16 protein-coding genes are annotated in these 18,705 nt (G+C 66.9%); 7 read left to right on the top strand and 9 right to left on the bottom strand.

Annotated elements, in window-relative coordinates:
* Positions 1-94: 94 nt before the first annotated feature.
* The gene (locus BJI69_RS06025) at positions 95-1,126 is read right to left on the bottom strand and encodes a CDP-glycerol glycerophosphotransferase family protein (RefSeq protein ID WP_046969004.1); all 1,032 of its coding nucleotides are present in this window, start codon (positions 1,124-1,126) and stop codon (positions 95-97) included.
* Complete coding sequence (locus BJI69_RS06020) at positions 1,123-1,956, bottom strand: glycosyltransferase family 2 protein (protein ID WP_046969003.1); 834 nt, start codon at positions 1,954-1,956, stop codon at positions 1,123-1,125. The genes BJI69_RS06025 and BJI69_RS06020 overlap by 4 nt, the downstream gene beginning before the upstream one ends.
* 74 nt (positions 1,957-2,030) lie before the next feature.
* Between BJI69_RS06020 and BJI69_RS06015 the strand changes: the two genes are divergently transcribed.
* Positions 2,031-2,861: a glycosyltransferase family 2 protein gene (locus tag BJI69_RS06015; RefSeq protein ID WP_046969002.1), complete on the top strand. Its 831-nt coding sequence runs from the start codon at positions 2,031-2,033 to the stop codon at positions 2,859-2,861.
* Here the strand turns inward: BJI69_RS06015 and BJI69_RS06010 are convergent.
* The 5 genes from BJI69_RS06010 to def are packed head-to-tail and all read right to left on the bottom strand — an operon-like array spanning position 2,853 to position 7,885.
* Complete coding sequence (locus BJI69_RS06010) at positions 2,853-3,821, bottom strand: glycosyltransferase family protein (protein WP_244465324.1); 969 nt, start codon at positions 3,819-3,821, stop codon at positions 2,853-2,855. The genes BJI69_RS06015 and BJI69_RS06010 overlap by 9 nt on opposite strands.
* Before the next feature lie 2 nt (positions 3,822-3,823).
* Complete coding sequence (locus tag BJI69_RS06005; protein WP_052767316.1) at positions 3,824-5,098, bottom strand: O-antigen ligase family protein; 1,275 nt, start codon at positions 5,096-5,098, stop codon at positions 3,824-3,826.
* A gap of 35 nt (positions 5,099-5,133) precedes the next feature.
* On the bottom strand, positions 5,134-6,438 hold the full coding sequence (gene rsmB / locus BJI69_RS06000) for a 16S rRNA (cytosine(967)-C(5))-methyltransferase RsmB (RefSeq protein ID WP_244465323.1): 1,305 nt from the start codon (positions 6,436-6,438) through the stop codon (positions 5,134-5,136).
* Positions 6,435-7,364 carry a methionyl-tRNA formyltransferase gene (gene fmt, locus BJI69_RS05995; protein WP_046969029.1) on the bottom strand — a complete coding sequence of 310 codons (930 nt, stop codon included), beginning with the start codon at positions 7,362-7,364 and terminating at the stop codon, positions 6,435-6,437. The genes rsmB and fmt overlap by 4 nt, the downstream gene beginning before the upstream one ends.
* A 17-nt stretch (positions 7,365-7,381) precedes the next feature.
* Complete coding sequence (def, locus tag BJI69_RS05990) at positions 7,382-7,885, bottom strand: peptide deformylase (protein ID WP_046969001.1); 504 nt, start codon at positions 7,883-7,885, stop codon at positions 7,382-7,384.
* Between the two features lie 206 nt (positions 7,886-8,091).
* On the opposite strand from def, the gene BJI69_RS05985 reads away from it, so the two are divergent.
* From BJI69_RS05985 to purD, 6 genes are all read left to right on the top strand, one after another.
* Positions 8,092-9,246 carry a LysM peptidoglycan-binding domain-containing protein gene (locus BJI69_RS05985; protein ID WP_046969000.1) on the top strand — a complete coding sequence of 385 codons (1,155 nt, stop codon included), beginning with the start codon at positions 8,092-8,094 and terminating at the stop codon, positions 9,244-9,246.
* Positions 9,247-9,370: 124 nt separating this feature from the next.
* Positions 9,371-10,510 (top strand): DNA-processing protein DprA, encoded by a 1,140-nt coding sequence (gene dprA / locus BJI69_RS05980; RefSeq protein ID WP_046977977.1) that lies wholly within the window; start codon positions 9,371-9,373, stop codon positions 10,508-10,510.
* 100 nt (positions 10,511-10,610) lie between these two features.
* Complete coding sequence (locus tag BJI69_RS05975) at positions 10,611-13,154, top strand: DNA topoisomerase I (RefSeq protein WP_046966935.1); 2,544 nt, start codon at positions 10,611-10,613, stop codon at positions 13,152-13,154.
* Between the two features lies 1 nt (position 13,155).
* Entirely contained in the window at positions 13,156-13,725 is a 570-nt protein-coding gene (tsaC, locus tag BJI69_RS05970; protein WP_046966936.1) for an L-threonylcarbamoyladenylate synthase type 1 TsaC, read from the top strand.
* A 37-nt stretch (positions 13,726-13,762) separates the two neighbouring features.
* Positions 13,763-15,106 (top strand): AMP-binding protein, encoded by a 1,344-nt coding sequence (locus BJI69_RS05965; protein WP_046966973.1) that lies wholly within the window; start codon positions 13,763-13,765, stop codon positions 15,104-15,106.
* Between the two features lie 67 nt (positions 15,107-15,173).
* A complete protein-coding gene (gene purD / locus BJI69_RS05960) occupies positions 15,174-16,457 on the top strand; it encodes a phosphoribosylamine--glycine ligase (protein ID WP_046966937.1) in 1,284 nt (427 codons plus the stop codon).
* Between the two features lie 47 nt (positions 16,458-16,504).
* On the opposite strand, the gene BJI69_RS05955 is transcribed toward purD, so the two are convergent.
* Both BJI69_RS05955 and BJI69_RS05950 read right to left on the bottom strand, forming a co-directional pair.
* Positions 16,505-16,729, bottom strand: a complete 225-nt coding sequence (locus BJI69_RS05955; RefSeq protein WP_125902994.1) for a hypothetical protein — start codon at positions 16,727-16,729, stop codon at positions 16,505-16,507.
* A 31-nt stretch (positions 16,730-16,760) separates the two neighbouring features.
* Complete coding sequence (locus BJI69_RS05950) at positions 16,761-18,560, bottom strand: hypothetical protein (RefSeq protein ID WP_046966939.1); 1,800 nt, start codon at positions 18,558-18,560, stop codon at positions 16,761-16,763.
* Positions 18,561-18,705: the final 145 nt, after the last annotated feature.

Raw genomic sequence — 18,705 nt, 5'->3', positions numbered from 1 at the left:
TAAAGGATCATGAATTCTAAACGTACGATGGGTGGAATGGCTTACTCCACTCCTACCGCCCCGGTCGTCGCCAGAACGTAGACGCCGTGGCTCCTCAGGCCGGGCCCCAATAGCCGATGCGTCGTCGAATCTTCAGTTTGCGCCACAGATTGAGGGGCTTGCGCCGCCGGTTACGCCCACCTTCGGCAATGAATTGATCGATCGCATCGAGCACCCGTTCGCTGGACTTGCCGTCGCGGTAGGGGTGAATGCTGCTGCCGAAGTCGTCGATCGCCTTCATCAGTTCCGGTGAACGGGCCAGGGCGCGCTCGATGGCCGGCTCGAACTGCGCCGGGTCGTCGATATCGATCAGCTGCGGGCCGGCCGCCCGGTTCTTGAAGGTCACGACCGGCTTGCCCGTGAGCAGGAATTCGCTCAGCGCCGACGAGGTATCCGAGCACATCATGTCGACCTGGCCGAAGAGGTCGAGGATGTTGTCGTCGTCTGCGAAGCGCAGGTGCTCGTTGGCCAGGGCGCGGTACTTGGCCGTGGTTTCCGGGTTCATCTTCGGGTGGAAGGTGACGATGAAGCGGTAGCGGCCGTCGCGCGACAGCTCGCGAACCTTGTCGTAAAGAATCTCCGCGGCGCTCCACGAGGGCGAAAACGTGGAGTGGTAGAGGATCACCGGCGGCTGGCGCACCGGCGGCACCGGCCGCGCACCCATCTCGCCCATGAAGGGATCGAGCTTGGGCCAGCCGGTTTCCTTCACCGCGAAGTGGCCCATCTGCGCGGCGATCTCGCCGAACGCCTTGGTGTCCTTCGGGCCGGTGGTGCAATAGAGATCGAAAAAGCCGCGGATATAGATGTGCCGAGGCTTGCCTGCATTGAAACCGTGGAAGGTTTCGACCTTCACGCCAGGAAAGAAATGCGGCACGGCGTTGCTCGAGGTCACCACCGCAATGGGGTTGAAATGACGCACTTCCTCGGTCGTGCGCAGCCATGTCTCGCCGGCCACGAGGTCTTCGCCACCGGGACCGTCGAAGAACCACGCCGCCTCGTCGCCGCGTGCGCGGATCGCGTCCTGCAGCGGGCGCAGGATGGCCAGCGCATAGCGCTCCGAACCGTAGAGGAGGTAGTGCTTCTTCATGAGGAGGTTTCCGAGCCACGGTCCAGGCCGTGACGGTGCAGGGCCGTGGCGGCGGACTCGCGCGAGGCAGGGTTGTGCTGCATTTCGTAGTAACGCATGCGTTTGTAGACGGCGTAGCTGGCCGCGGTCTGGGCGATGATGAAGCCGCGCCAGCCATCGAGCATGGCCAGGCGGAAGACGTAATCCTTGATGAAAGCGAGCAGGAAGACGAACGGCGTCTGCCACATGCGTGGCGACTTGCCCTTGTCGTACCAGTCCCGGCATTTCAATTCGGAATAGCGCAACACCTTCAGCTGCTTCTCGACCAGGCTGGGGTTGTTCACGTGGTCGAAGGGAGCGCGAAGCGTCCGCGCGGCGCCATCGAAACGCAGCGATTCATGCACGCGTGCATCGGTCCAGCGCGCGCGGTCGCGGTGCCACAGCCGGGCCATCTTCTCGCCGACCGACGGCCGGTACCAGCGCATCGGTGCGCCCATGTAGATGGTGCGGCGGCGCAGGAACACGGCGGCGTCCGGGCTGGCCTGGATCGACGGCAAGGCCGCTTCCAGCTCGGCGGCGAGTTCCGGCGAAAGGAATTCGTCGGCGTCCAGGGCGATCAGCCAGTCGTGGCTGGCCTGGGTGGTGGCGAAGTTGCGTTGCGGACCGAAGCCCAGCCAGTCCTGGTGAACCACGCGCGCGCCGTGCGCCTGCGCGATCGCCACCGTGTCGTCGGTGCTGCCACTGTCGATCACCACTTTCTCGGTCGCGAACGGCACGCTGTCGAGGCAGCGGGCGATCGTATGCGCCTCGTTATAGGTGATCACTACAAGGGTCAGGGGGAGGCTCGCCATCGGGAAAGTCTAACCGAATCGGCCCGTGGGCCCGGACCGGCAAGGTTAAGGCGTTCCCGTTATCCTTCGCCCCCATGCGCATCACCGTCGCCATCATCACGTACAACTGGCCCGCCGCCCTCGAGCGCGTGCTCGAGTCGCTGGCCCGGCAGACCCGTCTGCCCGACGAGGTCATCGTCACCGACGACGGCTCGACCGGGGAGACGCGCCGTGTCATCGAACGGGTGGCCGCGACCTTCCCCGTGCGCCTGGTTCACCTCTGGCAGCCCGACGACGGGGCACGGATGAGTCGCGCGCGCAATCGTGCGATCGCTGCCGCCACGGGCGACTACGTCATCATCCTGGATGGCGACATGGTGGCCGAACCCCATTTCGTCGCCGACCACGAGGCGTTCGCGACCCGCGGTTGCTACGTGCAGGGCTCACGCGTGCTCAGCGACGAAGCGCTGACCCGCCGCATGCTCGCCGACGGCTCGGTCCGCGCCAGTTTTTTCACGCCGGGGATCGAACGTCGCCGTCACACCCTGCGCATACCCTCGCTGGCGCGCTGGTATGCGAAGCCCAGCCAGAAGACGCGCGGCATCAAGAGTTGCAACATGGGTTTCTGGCGCGAGGACCTGCTCGCGCTGAACGGCTTCAACGAGGGCATGACGGGTTGGGGTCGCGAGGATACCGAAATGGTCACGCGTGCTTTCCATGCCGGGCTGCTCCGCCGCGACCTGCGCTTCAGTGCGCTCGCCACCCACCTCTATCACCGTACCCGGAAGAATGTCGTCGACAATCCGAACGACCGCATCCTCGACGAAACGCGTCGGTTGGGCCTGGTTCGTTGCGAGTTTGGTGTGGATCAGCATCTGGCGGAGTTCTTCACGCCGCCGTTGGACGAGCGCCCGGCCTCAGCCTAGGGCGTCCAGCGCCGCGCCCAGGCGCGTCGTGAAGCTCGCCTCGTTGTCGAGGTACCAGCGCCGCGCGTTGTGGCCGAGCGTTTCCCGCTCGGCGGCCGGCATGGTGATCGCACGCGCCACGGCCTCCTCGAGCGCGGATTCGTCGAACCGCCAGGTGCGCGCGAGATGGAAGGGCCCGCCCTCCGATGCCCGCACGGGCAAGCCGCGGCTGGCGTCGATCATCTGGTTCATCGGCGCGCCGTCACAGCTCAGCACGACCGCGGCGCAGCTCATCGCCTCCACCAGGTAGTGCCCCCAGCCTTCCGTCTGCGACAGGCAGAGGTGGAAGGCGCAGGCGTTCTGCAGCCGGCGCACTTCGGCATCCGGCAGGTGCTCGCGCACGATGCGCAGGTTGGTCGCGCCGCCTTCGTCGTCCGCCGTGGGGCCGCCGCGAAGCACGGTGAGCGTGGGCCACTCGGGGTGACGCTTCCACACCGCGATCAGCCGCGCGGTGCCTTTCAGCTGGCTCGATCCGGCGGCATGGAGAAACCCACTGGGGTCGCGCGGCACGCTGGCGTCGTAACGGTCGCGGCTGCGAAAGCCGACTTCGCTCGCGCGCAGGCCGAGGGCGCTGAAGATCCGGGTCGCCTCATGGGTCTTGGTCAGCAGGGCGTCATAGCGACCGAGATAGCGCTGGCCGCGCGCGGACACCCATTCCGGGTTGGGCATGAGCAGGTTGCGTCGCGCCAGCCCGAAGCTCGCCGGACGCACATGTTCGAGCGAAAGGTTGATGTCGAAACGCGGCGCACCGAGCCACATGCGCAGGCGCATGCCGCGTAGCTTCCAGGCACCGTCATGCCGGCGCGAACCTAACCGGGACACCGTGACCTCGTGCCCGAGTTCGCGCAGCGCATCTTCCACCACACGGATGTCGTGCGAGAGGCCGCGCTGGTTGTCCCAGGCGAGCAGGTGGATGCGCACGATCAGGCGTCCGCGAGCGCGTCGCGCCGATCCGCCGGCGGCAAGGCGGTGGCCATGACGAAGCCGAGCACTAGAAAGAGGAAGAACGAATGCGGCATGGCGCGATAGAACACGTTGTCGGTCATGGCCGACAGAACGTACATCGTGATGACGGCGAGCCCCGCGGTGGCGAGCGTGGACGTCCATTCGTCGCGATCGTCCAGGCGCCGGACGAAGTGGATCGCTGGCAAGGCGAACAACAGAAGCACGATGAGAAGCGCCGGCACGCCACCGGTCGCGGCCGCCTCGAGGTACTCGTTATGCGGATGATCGTACTTGGCGATCGATTCGCTCGCCTCGCCAGTCGCGACCCTGGCGCGCGTGTACGTGCCGAACTGGTCCACGCCGACGCCGACGAGGGGGTGCTCACGGAAGGCCGCCCAGGCGGATTGCCACATAGCCATGCGCTCGCGCACCGGACCGGCCGAGTTGTCCTTGCTGAAGGTGGACATCTCGCCGCTGACCTCGCTGAAGCGCCGCACCACCTCGTGGTCGAGGGCGGTCGTGGCGGTCACGACGCCGACGACGAGCACGCCCACGAAGACCAGGGCGCCACGCCATTGGCGCGTACGGCGGATGTGCACCGCGATGACGATGAGCAGGGCCGGCAGGAAGGCCAGCATGGGGCCGCGGCTGTGCGTCAGGATGGCGCCGTAGGCGCCGATGGCGACGGCGATGCCGTGCAGCCAGCGCTCGCCCAGGGTAATGCGTGGCTGGATCAGTCGGATGATCGAGAACAGGGTCATGCACAGCGTGACCATCGTGAACTCGATCGCGCTCCAGTCGCCCCCGTTGATTCCATAGGCCCGGTCCACTCCCAACACGTGGCGCTGGACGATGCAGGAGCCACCGAGAATGAGGGTGGTGACCGCGAAGAAGGTCCAGATGGCACGCCAGTGAAGTCGTCCGGTGAAGGCCGCCGCCGTGACGAGGAATACCAGCGTCTGGGCGGGAAGATCGAGTTCGTTCCAGCCCAGGCGGTGGAAGGCGATATTGAACACCGCGTAGGCGAAACGCAGCACGCAGATGGTCACGATCGCCCAGGCGATCCGGTAGCGCAGGCGGGTTTCCGCGCGCGTGAACAGCATGACGGCGCCGGTGATCACCAGCGCCAGGATCGGCAGCGCCTTGGCCTTCCAGGGAACGGACACGGCAATCGGGATGATCGCCACGAGCGCACTGAGCAGAAGCGCTCGCCAGGAACGTGTGGGATCAGCGGCCGGAGTGGCTGCGGTCATGCATAACTTCCATGCGAATTGGCTCAGATGTTACATCACCGCTTGCGCAGCAACGCGTAGTACATGCCGTCGAGGTCGCCCTCGCCAGGAAGGATCTGCCAGCCGATGCCGGCTGCCTGACCCACGGGCAATGAAAGGGGTACGAGGTCCACATCGGCACGTTCGGCGACGAAGGCACCGACGACACCTTCGTTTTCTGCCCGGAGGATCGAGCAGGTGACATACAGCAGGCTGCCGCCCGGGGCGAGCAGTTCCCAGCACGCGGCCAGAATGCGTGCCTGCTGCGCGATCAGCGCAGGGATGTCGGCCTCGCGTCGGTGCAGGCGAACGTCCGGTCGACGCCGGATCACGCCCGTCGCCGAGCAGGGGGCATCGATCATGACCCGGTCGAACGCCTTGCCATCCCACCAGCCGGACGCGTCGCCGGCGTCGCCGGTGACGACCGTCGCCCGCAGGCCGAGGCGTTCGAGATTCTGGCGAATGCGCGGGATCCGTTTGGCTTCGGACTCCACGGCGACCAGGTGCACATTGGCCCGCTCCAGCGCATGGCAGGCCTTGCCGCCGGGCGCGGCGCAGGCATCGAGCACACGCTGGCCGTTGGCGAGGCCGAGGAGATCCGCAGGTACCTGGGCAGCGCCGTCCTGAACCGCGAAGTCGCCCTGGGCAAAGCCGGGCAGCCGGGTGACATCGGTGCTGTGTGGCAGCACCAGGCCATCGGCGAGCCAGGGATGAAGCTCGACGGCCTGGTCAGCGCCTGTCAGGCGCTCGACGACGTCTTCGCGGGTCGCACGGTTGCGATTGACGCGAAGCATGAGCGGCGGTTCCACGTTGGACGCAGCCATGATCGCCTCCGCCTGTCCGGGCCAGTCGCGGGCGATCACGGCGGCAAGCCAGGCCGGATGCGCATGTCGCGTCGCCGGTGTGGCATCCAGAGCGACATTGAGCGTCTCGCGCTCGCGCTGCCAACGCCGCAATACCGCATTGACCAGGCCAGCGAGCCGCGGGCGGCGCAATTCGCGCACGGCCTCGACGGTGGCCGCGACGGCCGCATACGCCGGCAACTCGAGCACTTCCAGCTGGATCAGGCCGATGACGAGGAGCGCATGGATCTTCGGGTCGTTGCGCCGGATCGACTTGTCCAGAAGACGGTCGATCGCTGCGTCGTATCGCGGCCACCAGCGCGCGCCTTCGTTGAGCAAGGCGGTGAGCAGGGCGCGGTCGCGGGAATCGGGAAGGCGGGGGAAGGCGCGGTCGGCCACCTCACGCAACGAGTGGCCCGACAGGGCGATATCGGCCAGCGCTTCGGCAGCCAGGGCGCGCACCGAGATGGGTTTGTTCACGAGACGGCCTGCTTCAGTTCCGGCCGGGCGTTGAGGTAGTCGGCGGCACCGATCGGACGGCCGCCCGGGCGCTGCACCGTAGTGAGGCGTAACGCCCCGACAGCGCAGGCGATATCGATGCCGTCACGCGTGGCGGCGATGACCTGGCCGGGCTCGGCGCTATGCGTCACCTCGATCGCTCGTGCGGACCAGATGCGCAGGCGCTCGCCGGCGACATCGGCCTCGGCCACCGGCCAGGGATTGAACGCCCGGACCTTGCGCTCGAGGGCGAGGGCGGCAAGCGCGAAATCGAGTCGCGCTTCGGCCTTGTCGAGCTTGTGGGCGTATTCGACGCCCGCTTCGGGCTGCGCGCGCGCGGCCAGCGTCTCGCCGGCCATCGTGCGACGGAGTCCTTCCGCGAGTGCGTCCGCGCCCAGCACGGACAGGCGGTCGTGCAGGCTGCCGCCGGTTTCGTCCGCCGCGATGGCGGTGCGTCGCTCGATAAGGACAGGACCGGTATCCAGGCCCGCCTCCATCTGCATGAGGTCGACGCCGGAGGCGTCGTCGCCGGCGAGGATGGCCCGCTGGATCGGCGCGGCCCCGCGCCAGCGCGGCAGCAGGGAGGCGTGCACGTTCCAGCAGCCCAGCCGCGGAATGGCGAGGACCTTGCGCGGAAGGATCAGGCCATACGCCACCACGACCATCAGGTCGGGCGCATAGGCGGCAAGGCGATCGCGGTCGGCTTCCGCCTTGAACGATGCCGGCTGCTCCACGGGGATGCCGGCTGCGATCGCCGCGGCCTTGACCGGGCTCGCGGCCAGCTTGCGCCCTCGTCCGGCGGGGCGATCGGGCTGGGTGTAGACGGCCACGACCTCGGCGCCGCTGGCGCGGCAGGCCTCGAGGCAGGCAACGGAGAAGTCGGGCGTTCCAGCGAACACCACCCGCAAGGGACGCACCGGCGCGCTCAGGCGCTTGCCTTGCGCTGCTTGTCCATGCGCTTCAGGAGCATCCCGCGCTTGAGCGGCGAGAGGTAGTCGACGAAGACCTTGCCGGCGAGGTGATCCATCTCGTGCTGGATGCAGACGGCCAGGGGGCCTTCCACGTCCACCATGATCTCGGCGCCCGAGGCGTCCTGCGCGCGAACCTTGACGTGCAAGGCGCGGGTCACATCGGCATAGATACCCGGGAAGGACAGGCAGCCTTCCTGATAGACCTGCTGACCGTCCCTCTCGAGAATCTCGGGGTTGATCAGCACCATCGGCTCGTTCCGGTCGTCGCTCATGTCCGCCACCAGGACGCGCTTGTGCACGTTCACCTGGGTGGCAGCCAGGCCGACGCCGTTGGCGGCGTACATGGTTTCGTACATATCGGCGACAAACTGCTTCAGTTCGTCGTCGAAGACGGTGACCGGGGCGGCGACGGTGCGCAGGCGCGGGTCAGGAAATTCCAGGATAGGTAGGGTGGACACGGTGTCACCTTGAACGTTTACGGGCCACTGTGGCGCGTCGTGCCTGGAAAAATGCGGGCAAGTCGGCGAAATCCAAGCAGCGCGACCCTGTAGGATGGCCCCGTATTCTACGCGCGCACCAGGGGCCGGGCGAGCATCCGGACGTATTGTGCCCGTTAACGATTCAGTTACACTCGCGACAGCACCGGGGAAGGGGGAAATCCCGCATGATCAAGAAGTTCGCCATGCTGCTGGGCGGCATGTTTTTCACCGTGGCCGTTTATGCCGCGGCGGCCCAGCTCCGTCCCGATCACCCGGACACCTATACGGTGCGCAAGGGCGACACACTGTGGGACATTTCGGCGCGCTTTCTGAGCAAGCCGTGGCTCTGGCCGGAGATCTGGCAGGCCAACCCACAGGTGCGCAACCCGCATCTGATCTACCCGGGTGACGTGCTGAACCTGTCGATGAATGGCGGTAACGCCCATCTCGGGCTCCAGCCGCGCGTGCGTACCGATGCCGATGCCGTCACGGCCATCCCGCTGGCGGACCTGCGCATGTTCCTCAAGGAACTGCGTGTGATGAACGCGGACGAGGTCGAGCAGGCACCGTACCTGGTCGGCTTCGAAGAAAGCCGCCTGCGTGCCACCCCGGGCAACAAGATCTACGCCAAGGACCTGAACTCGGCCAGGCCGGGCCAGCGCTGGGCCATCGTCCGTCCGACGAACCGGTTCCGCGATCACGACGGCGATCCGGGCAACATCGACATGCTCAACAATCGTGAGCATGGCTCGTTCGTCGCCGACGAACTCGACAGCGACGCCTCCATGGCGCCGGGCCCGTGGCGCGAGGATTCTCGCCACGACACCCACAATGGCCGGGGCACCGACCAGGGCGTCGAGGTTTCCGTCATCGGCACGGCCGAAGTCATCGCCACCAATGGCGAAGTCGCCAGCCTGATCCTTGTCGATTCGACGCTCGAAGTCCGCAAGGGCGATCGCCTGATGCAGATCGACGACAAGCCGTACGACCCGTACTTCTACCCGCACGCGCCCAAGGCGATGCCGGCGGATGCCCGCCTGATCGGTTTCACCGATGCGCTCAGCGGTGCCGGTAGCCGCCAGGTGGTCTCCATCTCGGCCGGCACGGCGGATGGCATCGACAACGGCACGACGTTCACGGTCATGAGCCAGGGCGACAAGGTCCCCGACGAAGTGTCCGGCAACTACGAGCGTCGCGACACCTCGCCCAAGGTGCAGCTGCCGGATGAGTATGGTGGCCACGTCATGGTCTTCCGTACCTTCGACCATGTCAGCTACGCCCTGGTCATGGATGCGCTGCGTCCGCTCAGGAAGGGCGACAAGCTCACCCTTCCAGAGTAAGCCGCCTAGGCCCGCCCCTACCTCCGGTGGGAGCTGGCTTGCCGGCAGTGACGATGAGACGGCCGCCCCCTGGGCGGCCGTTTCCACTTCCGCCGGCAGCCGGTCGGGCCTCTACACTGGCCGGATGATCGATTCCGACGACCTCCGCGAGTGGCTGATCCTCCTTCGTACCCCGGGCATGAATGCTCGTCGCCTCCGCGAGGGCCTGGTCAGCCGGGGCGGTGCCACTCCCCTGCTTGGCTGGCTGACCCGCCACGGAGACGCGCTCGGCGCGGAGGGGCGCGCCTGGGTTGCCGCTCCGGACGAAGCCGTCCTGGCTCGCGACCTCGCCTGGCTGGCAGGCGACGACCAGCGGCTCCTGCGCTGCACCGATGAGGATTTCCCGCCTCAGCTCGAGGCCATCCCCGACCCGCCGGCCGCGCTCTTCGTCAAGGGCGACGCCTCGCTGCTCCTGCGCCCCCAGATTGCCATCGTCGGAGCCCGCCGCGCCCAGGCCCCGGGTCTGGCCAACGCCAGGCGCTTCGCCGAAGCGCTCGCCGTGGGTGGCCTGCTGGTCACCAGCGGGATGGCCGACGGTGTCGATGGCGCGGCCCACGAGGCCGCCCTGGATGCCGGCGAGCCCACCATCGCGGTCATCGGGACCGGTCCCGACCGGGTTTACCCGCGCAAGCACCACGCCCTGGCGCGACGTATCGCGGCTCACGGCGCCCTCGTCAGCGAATACCCGCCTGGGGTGGCTTCGCACGCGCGCCACTTTCCCCAGCGCAACCGGATCATCGCCGGGCTCAGTCTGGGCGTGCTGGTCATCGAAGCGGGGCTGCGATCGGGGTCGCTGATCACGGCCCGTGTCGCCGGGGAACAGGGGCGCGAGGTCTTTGCCCTGCCGGGATCCATTCACAATGCGCTCGCCGAAGGCTGTCACGCTCTCATCGCCGAGGGTGCGCGCCTGGTCCAGCGAGCCGATGAGATTCTAGGCGTACTGGCGCCTGCGGCGGTCGAACTGGGTGCCGAACTGCGGGCACGCCTGGAACGATCCGACGCCGGCACGGCAGTCGGACGGCGCAAGACGGGCCCGTTCGACTGGCGCCAGGATGAGGAATATCGCCGCCTCCTCGACGCCATGGGTTACGATCCCGCCTCTTTGGACGCCCTGATCGGTACGACGGGCTTCACCGCCGGCGCACTGTCTTCGATGCTTCTGATGCTGGAGCTCGAGGGCGAGGTTGCCTCCCTGCCCGGGAACCGCTATCAGCGTGTGGTCTGATCGCCGACGCTTGACAGCCGTCACGGCGATATGTTTCCAACTAAATATATACATACGCTGGGGTTCACTCGCCCCGACGGACTTCGGAACCGACTAACGCATGGCTAAGAACCTCCTCATCGTCGAATCGCCGGCCAAGGCCAAGACGATCAACAAGTACCTGGGGCCCGACTTCCAGGTGCTGGCGTCGTATGGCCACGTGCGCGACCTGCGACCGAAGGAGGGCGCGGTCGATCCCGATCACGGCTTCGCCATGGCCTACGAGGTCATCGATCGCAACGAGAAACACGTCGACGCCATCGCCAAGGCGGCCAAGGCGGCGTCCAGCATCTATCTCGCGACCGACTTGGATCGCGAAGGTGAGGCGATCTCCTGGCACATCAGCGAGATCCTCCGCGAGCGCGGCCTGCTCGAGGGCAAGGACGTCCAGCGTGTGGTCTTCAGCGAGATCACGCCGCGCGCCATCAAGGAAGCCGTGGCCAACCCGCGCAAGCTGTCCCACGACCTCGTGGACGCCCAGCAAGCCCGCCGCGCCCTCGACTACCTGGTCGGCTTCAATCTGTCGCCGGTGCTCTGGCGCAAGGTGCAGCGCGGCCTGTCCGCCGGCCGCGTGCAGTCGCCGGCCCTGCGCATGATCGTCGAGCGCGAGCTGGAGATCGAAGCCTTCACGGCACGCGAGTACTGGACCATCCAGGCCAACATGGCCCACCCGCAGGGCGACTTCGACGCCCGCCTGGTCAAGCTCGACGGCAAGAAGTTCGAACAGTTCGACCTGACCAACGAGGCCGATGCCACGGCCGCACGCGCGGCGCTGGAGAAGGCTGCCGCCGGCAAGTTCACCGTGGGCGAAGTGACCAGCCGTGAGCGAAAGCGCCGTCCGGCGCCGCCGTTCACCACCTCCACGTTGCAGCAGGAGGCCGCGCGCAAGCTCGGCTTCTCGACCAGTCGCACCATGCGCGTGGCCCAGGGCCTCTATGAGGGCGTGTCGTTGGGTAGCGAGGGCAACGTCGGCCTGATCAGCTACATGCGTACCGACTCGGTGGCCCTGTCCGACGACGCCGTGTCCGAACTGCGCGAGCTGATCGCGCGCGAATACGGCAAGGGCGCCTTGCCCGACGCCGTCCAGGTCTACAAGTCCAAGTCGAAGAACGCCCAGGAAGCGCATGAGGCGATCCGCCCCACCTCGGCCATGCACATGCCGCGCACCGTGGCGTCGTTCCTCAACGACGACCAGCGCAAGCTTTACGAACTGATCTGGAAGCGCACCGTCGCCTGCCAGATGGTCCACGCCACGCTCAACACGGTCTCGGTGGAGTTCCCGGTCGAGCAGTCGGCATTCCGCGCCACCGGTACCACCGTGATCGATCCGGGCTTCCTCGCCGTCTACGAGGAAGGCAAGGATCAGAAGAACGAGGACGACGACGAGCAGCGTCGCCTGCCGCGCCTGGCCCAGGGCGATGTCGTGCCCGTCGCTGCCGTCGTGGCCGACCAGCACTTCACCGAGCCGCCGCCGCGCTTCTCCGAAGCCAGCCTGGTCAAGACGCTCGAGGAATACGGCATCGGCCGCCCGTCCACGTATGCAAGCATCATCCAGGTGCTGCTCAGCCGTGAGTACGTGCTGCTGGAAAGCCGCCGCTTCCGTCCGACCGACGTCGGTCGCGCCGTGAGCCAGTTCCTCTCCGGCCACTTCGCGCAGTACGTGGATTACGACTTCACCGCCCGCCTCGAAGACGAGCTGGACGCGGTGAGTCGTGGCGAAGAAGCCTGGGTGCCCCTGCTCGAGCGCTTCTGGCTGCCGTTCAAGACCCTGGTGGACGACAAGACCGAATCGGTCGATCGCAACGAGGCCACCGGCGCGCGCGAACTGGGCGAAGACCCCAAGAGTGGCAAGCCGGTCTCGGTACGCCTGGGTCGCTACGGCGCCTACGCGCAGATCGGCAGCAAGGATGACGAGGCCAAGCCGACCTACGCCAGCCTGCGCCCCGGCCAGAGCATGCACACGATCACGCTCGAGGATGCGATGGAGCTGTTCAAGCTGCCGCGCAACCTCGGTCAGTCCGAGGCGGGTGAGGACATCACCGTCGGCGTCGGTCGCTTCGGTCCCTTCGTGAAGCAGGGCAGCACGTATGCCTCGCTCAAGCCCGAAGACGATCCGTACACCATCGAGCTGCCGCGCGCGCTCCAGCTGGTGCAGGAGAAGCTCGAGGCCATCGCCAACCGCATCATCGCCGACTTCGGCAACGACATTCAGGTGCTCAACGGTCGCTACGGTCCGTACATCACCGACGGCGAGAAGAACGCGCGCATTCCCAAGGACCGCGAGCCGAAGACGCTGACCCTGCCCGAGTGCGTCGAGCTCCTGGCGGCCGCGCCGGTGAAGAAGCCGCGTGGCGGCAAGGCGGCGAAGAAGACGGCCACCAAGAAGGCCGCGGCCAAGAAAGCGGCGACCAAGAAGGCCGCCGCGCCGAAGGACGCCACGGCCAAGAAGACGGCCGTAAAGAAGACGGCGGTCAAGAAGACGGCAACGAAGAAAGCGGCGACGAAGAAGACGGCAGCGAAGAAAACCGCCGTGAAGAAAGCCGCCGCCAAGAAGGCGCCTGCCAAGTCCGCGGCCGCCAAGGCGGTATCCCCGTCCGTCGACTGACATGCACCAGTACACGACGGCCACGGTCGACGCTGCCGCCGCGCTCCTGCGTGGTGGTGGTGTGCTCGCTTATCCCACCGAGGCCGTGTATGGCCTCGGCTGCGATCCGCACCATCGCGCCGCCTTCGACCGCCTGTTCGCGCTGAAGGGACGGCCGGCGACACAAGGCGTGCTGCTCATCGCCGCCGACTTCGACCAGATCGCACCCTATATCGATCTCGCCGCCGTGCCGGCGGCGGTACTCGCCGACGTTCGGACCTCCTGGCCCGGGCCGCATACCTGGATTTTTCCACGTAGCGAGCGGGTCCCCGAGTGGGTCGCTGGCGCGCATGCGGGCATTGCCTTGCGCGTGACCGCGCACGCGCCTGCGGCGGCCTTGTGCCGCGCCTTCGGCGCGCCGCTGGTCTCGACCAGCGCCAACCCCCACGGTGAACCGCCCGCAAGGGACGTTGCCACCCTCGAGCGCTACTTCGGCGATCGCCTGGATGGCGCGCTCGAGGCCGCGCTGGGCGGGCAGGAGCGACCCACCACCATCCGTGACGCCCTCAGCGGCGCTATCATCCGCGCCTGAGAGGGGGAGTCAGCCGTTGTCGATCGTCCATTCCGAGATGTCCGGGCGCCCAGGCGCACCGTCGCTGCCGTTGCTCGTTGGCTCGCTCTCCCGCGTCGTGGCCTGGCGCGACGGACATGCCGTCACAGCGACGACCTTCCTGGCCCACGTGCGTCAGGTGGCGGCCTCGCTTCCCGACGCCGAGAGCGCGGTCAACCTCTGCGAGGATCGCTACGCCTTCCTCGTCGCGTTTACGGCCCTGGTGCTGCGCGGCCAGACGAACCTCCTGCCGCCCTCACGTGCCGCCCACGCCGTCGACGAAGTGATGGCGAATCATCCCGGCGCCTACGCTATCGGTGAGCTCGACCTGTCGCCCTCACCACCGGGTTACCTGCGCATGCCGGCGCTCGACGATGTACCGCCCGCCGAAGGGAGTATTCCGTCCATTCCGGCAGACGCCGTGGTCGCCATCGGCTACACCTCGGGATCCACCGGCAAGCCGAAGCCGAACCTCAAGACGTGGGGCAGCTTCGTCGCCAGCAATGCCGGCAACGCCAGCATGCTCGGGCTCGCGATCGGCGATGCGTTCCATGTCGTGGCCACGGTGCCGCCGCAACACATGTACGGCATGGAGATGTCCGTACTCATGCCGCTGCTTTCCGACGTCAGCGTGCATGCCGGTCGGCCCTTCTTCCCGGCGGACGTCGCGACGGCGCTCGCCTCGCTACCCGAACCGCGCGTGCTGGTGACGACACCGGTGCACCTGCGTGCCTTGATCGAATCCGGCGTCGGCCTGCCATCACTGGCCGCGTTCGTATCGGCCACGGCACCGATGCCTGTCGAACTGGCCCGGTCGGCCGAATCCCACTTCGATGCACCGTTGTACGAAGTTTTCGGTTCTACCGAAACCTGCGTCTTCGCCAGCCGGCGCACGGCGATCGACGACGACTGGAAGCTCTACGACGATGTGGTGCTGCATCCGCAGCCCGATGGCACGTTGGTCGACGCGCCCCAATTGGGCGAGCCCATCGTGCTGGCCGACATCGTGTCGCTGCACGACGAGGGGCGTCGCTTCCGTCTGCGCGGGCGCAACACCGATCTGCTCGAGATTGCCGGCAAGCGTGCCTCGTTGGGCGATCTCAACCGCCGTCTGCTCGCCATCGACGGTGTCAGCGACGGCGTGCTGTTCCAGCTGGACGAGGCGGACGCCGCGGGCATTCGCCGTATCGCAGGCCTCGTCGTTGCCCCCACGCTGACCGTCGACGCCGTTCTCAACGCACTACGCCATGCCATGGACCCGGTGTTCCTGCCCCGGCCGTTGCGCCTGGTCGATGCGTTGCCGCGCAACGAAACCGGCAAGCTGCCGCGCGCCCAGCTGATCGAACTCATCGGCCAGCGCTGAGCGGGTCCCGCGCCCCGGGGTTGCCGACGCCGGGTAGAATGCCGGGCTCAACGTCTGGAGACACCCCATGAAAGTCCTCGTTATCGGCGGCGGTGGCCGCGAACACGCGCTGGCCTGGAAGCTTGCACAGTCCGCGCGCGTGGACGAGGTCATCGTGGCACCGGGTAACGCGGGTACGGCCCGCGAGCCCGGCCTGCGCAATGTGCCGGTGGCGGTGACGGATATCGACGGCCTCCTCGCGCTGGCGCAGAGCGAGGGCGTCGGCCTTACCGTGGTCGGACCCGAAGTGCCCCTGGTCGCCGGCGTGGTGGATCGCTTCGCCGCCGCCGGCCTGCGCTGCTTCGGGCCCACGGCCCGTGCCGCCCAGCTCGAAGGCAGCAAGGCCTTTGCGAAAGATTTCCTGGCCCGCCACCAGATTCCCACCGCGCATTACGCCGTGTTCACCGAACTGGCGCCGGCGATCGCGCACGTGCGCGGCACCGGCGCGCCGATCGTCATCAAGGCCGACGGCCTCGCCGCCGGCAAGGGCGTCGTGGTGGCCATGACGCTCGAGGAAGCGGAGGCGGCGCTGGAAGACATGCTTGGCCAGCAGGCGTTCGGCGACGCCTCGTCGCGCGTCGTCATCGAGGAATTCCTCGATGGCGAGGAAGCCAGCTTCATTGTCATCGCCGATGGCAGGCATGCCTTGCCCATGGCCACCAGCCAGGATCACAAGCGTCGCGACGACGGTGATCTCGGCCCGAACACGGGCGGCATGGGGGCATACTCGCCCGCGCCCGTGGTGACCGACGACGTTTCCGCCCGCGTCATGCGCGAGATCATCCAGCCCACGCTCGATGGCATGGCTGCCGACGGCACCCCCTTCACCGGATTTCTCTACGCGGGCCTGATGATCGACAAGGCGGGTGCCGCCAAGGTCATCGAGTTCAACGTGCGCTTTGGCGATCCCGAGACGCAGCCGATCATGCTTCGCCTGTCGTCCGACCTCGTCGACCTCGTCGAAGCCGCTCTGGACGGCGACGTGACGGTGGCGCGCGCCGAATGGGATGCACGCCCCTCGATCGGTGTCGTACTCGCCGCCGCCGGATATCCCGGCAAGGTGCGAACGGGTGATGTCATCGAAGGCGCTGAGCAGGACTTCGGTCGCGAGGTGAAGGTGTTCCATGCCGGTACCGCAGCCAACGAGCAAGGTGCGGCGGTGAGTGCGGGCGGTCGCGTGCTGACCGTTTGCGCGCTGGGCGCGGATCTGGCCGAGGCCCGCACCCGGGCCTATGCGGCGATCGGCCGGATCGGCCTGGCGGGGGCCTTCTATCGGAACGACATCGCGCATCGCGCCCTGCGGCGCGGTTGAAGGCGACGCCCCGTGTCCGTCTCGGGGCGTCGCCTTGTCCATGCGTGTCAGAGACCGTGGCGTATCGGAAGGGTCTGCCAGCGTTCGGTCGTCTCTACGTAGCGGTAGTCGAGGCCGGGGATCTTCTGGAATGGCGGTTGGCGGCCCGAGAGGTTCGGCACCCAGTCCTCGTCGCTGGGCGGAGAAGGGTAGGACGACCATGGGCGTAGCAGGAAGTGATTGGGATTCGGCGCCATCAGCTGGTGACGTGAGGGATCGAATTTTGCATTCAACGAGCGGTCCCGCAGGTGAAGCCGCCAGGTTTCACCCCCCTCGTACATGGAATGAATGCGATCGGCGGACCATTTCCACTGCTGGTTGAGTGCATGGGCTTGGCAGGGGGCCGTGCTCACGTTTCCATCGCGCGTATCCGTCGTGAGGCAGGCGCCATCCGCGCGGTTGCGATAGGTGCTGTCGGCTTCCAGAATCCATCCACTGCTGCGACCGCTTTCCCTTGTTGCAGGCCGCAAGGCCCACCGCTCCACCGTCGGCCTGAAGGCACTCGCCGAGCGCCGACAGGGACTGGATCAGAATCGTCGCGCTGCGCGTCAGGTAGGGCGAGGAAAGATCGATCTTCGACGCGACCCAAGGCTGGATGTCGCCGCCTTCGTAACGCTTCTTGTCGACGCCGTCCTCCCACGGGAAGCCATTCTTCTCGACCTCGAGGACATCGCGTGAGGCGGTGTCCAGGCGTACATAAGGTCGCCTTTTCGGATCATTGCGTACACCCGTCCACATGAAGGTCCGGTTCTCCACCGTGCCGCGCGTCGCGACCAGGACGGTCTGCTCGTAGTTGCCATCGATCCGCCATTCGGAGGCGGTCTCCAGTGAAGCGCGACGCATCATCGGCGTCATTGTCCGGGTCGAAAGTTTCTTGCTTCCAAAGTAATCGGGGTTGCCACTGATATCGTTGGACAGAGGGAACGTCCAGGTGCTCGCGAGGCCCCAGGGGTACGTTTGCGCGCTGACGGCGACCGAATAATCCTCGACGCTCATTTCCACCCCGGAGCGCTCGCTGGACTCGCTTGCCCAGGCCAATGAAAACGGCACCTTGCCCTGGGCGCTGATACCGTCCTTGTTGAGCCCGCTCTGCACATCGGGCGAGACGGACGCGGTGAACGTGCTCTTGCTCGAAATTTCCTCGGTGATCTTCCGATGGGTCGCGCCGCTGCTCTTGGGCACGGCCTGCAGGAGCCGGGCGCCGGGGGACGTGTCCTTCCACTGAAGGAGGGTCGTCGAGCGATAGGCTTCGGGGGCGTAGAGGAAAAACCCCTCGCCATGGGGCTCGAAGTACGGTGTCAGGCCATCATCATCGTGGCGTTTGAGAATACCGTTCGCGTGGGGAATGACGTTGACGGCGGCTTCCACCGCGATCACCTTGTAGTCGTGACTTGGGGTGGTATCTCGCATGATTCGAATCGTCTGCGAGGCGGAACGACCGTGTTTCGAGAATGTCTGGTCGTCGATCCGCAGGAAGGCGCGCTCGCCCTGACCATCAGCCGGTACCGCGTCCTGCTCCAGGCTGGCCGAGGAAAGCATGGCGGTGTAAACGGCATCGGACGCGTGTTGCCAGGACTCCGCGGCGTCGGGGTCGTCCAGGGCCTCCGTGACCGAGGTAACGCTGTAGCCATCATCGGTGTGCCGGTAGATGGCGGTCCGACCCATCGCCTCGACACCAAAGGTGGCGAGCTCGTGGCGGGTCTCACCCGGGCGGCTGGTGACCAGGACGGCGATGCCTCGCCCGAGCATATTCCTGACCTCGGTCCGTAATGCGGGATCGCCCAAGGCCGCGCTGGAAACCCATGCGGCGAGCGGTATGTCGTCGTGCGTCGCATCGCCGGGTGGCCGGCCCTGTAACGACGCGGGGACATCCCAGCCCGCCGGATTGCCACCGGTCGCAGCGAGCGTCAACGGGATGTCGGTTACCGCGATGAGGTGTGGCGATGCATCGACGGTGCGTGAGGGCTCGACGGCTGATGCATCCGCCTGGGCCGGCTGGCCATAGGCGGCCATCATCGCGGCGATGCAGGCTGGAGCGATCAGGGAACGGTGTCGACGTTTCATGGAGCCATATCCTTGGCGGGGGAACGGATATCTTGTCGGGCGCCGCCCTTTGACTGATGTAGGGAAATTCGTCTATGTGCGTGGGTCTTTCGAGCGGGATGTAGGAAGCGTGATCAGGTCGCGTACGTGTGACGCAGCCGTGCTG

This window comes from Luteibacter rhizovicinus DSM 16549 (assembly GCF_001887595.1).
Taxonomy (GTDB): Bacteria; Pseudomonadota; Gammaproteobacteria; order Xanthomonadales; family Rhodanobacteraceae; genus Luteibacter; species Luteibacter rhizovicinus.
This window is presented reverse-complemented; position numbering and strand designations above follow the sequence as displayed.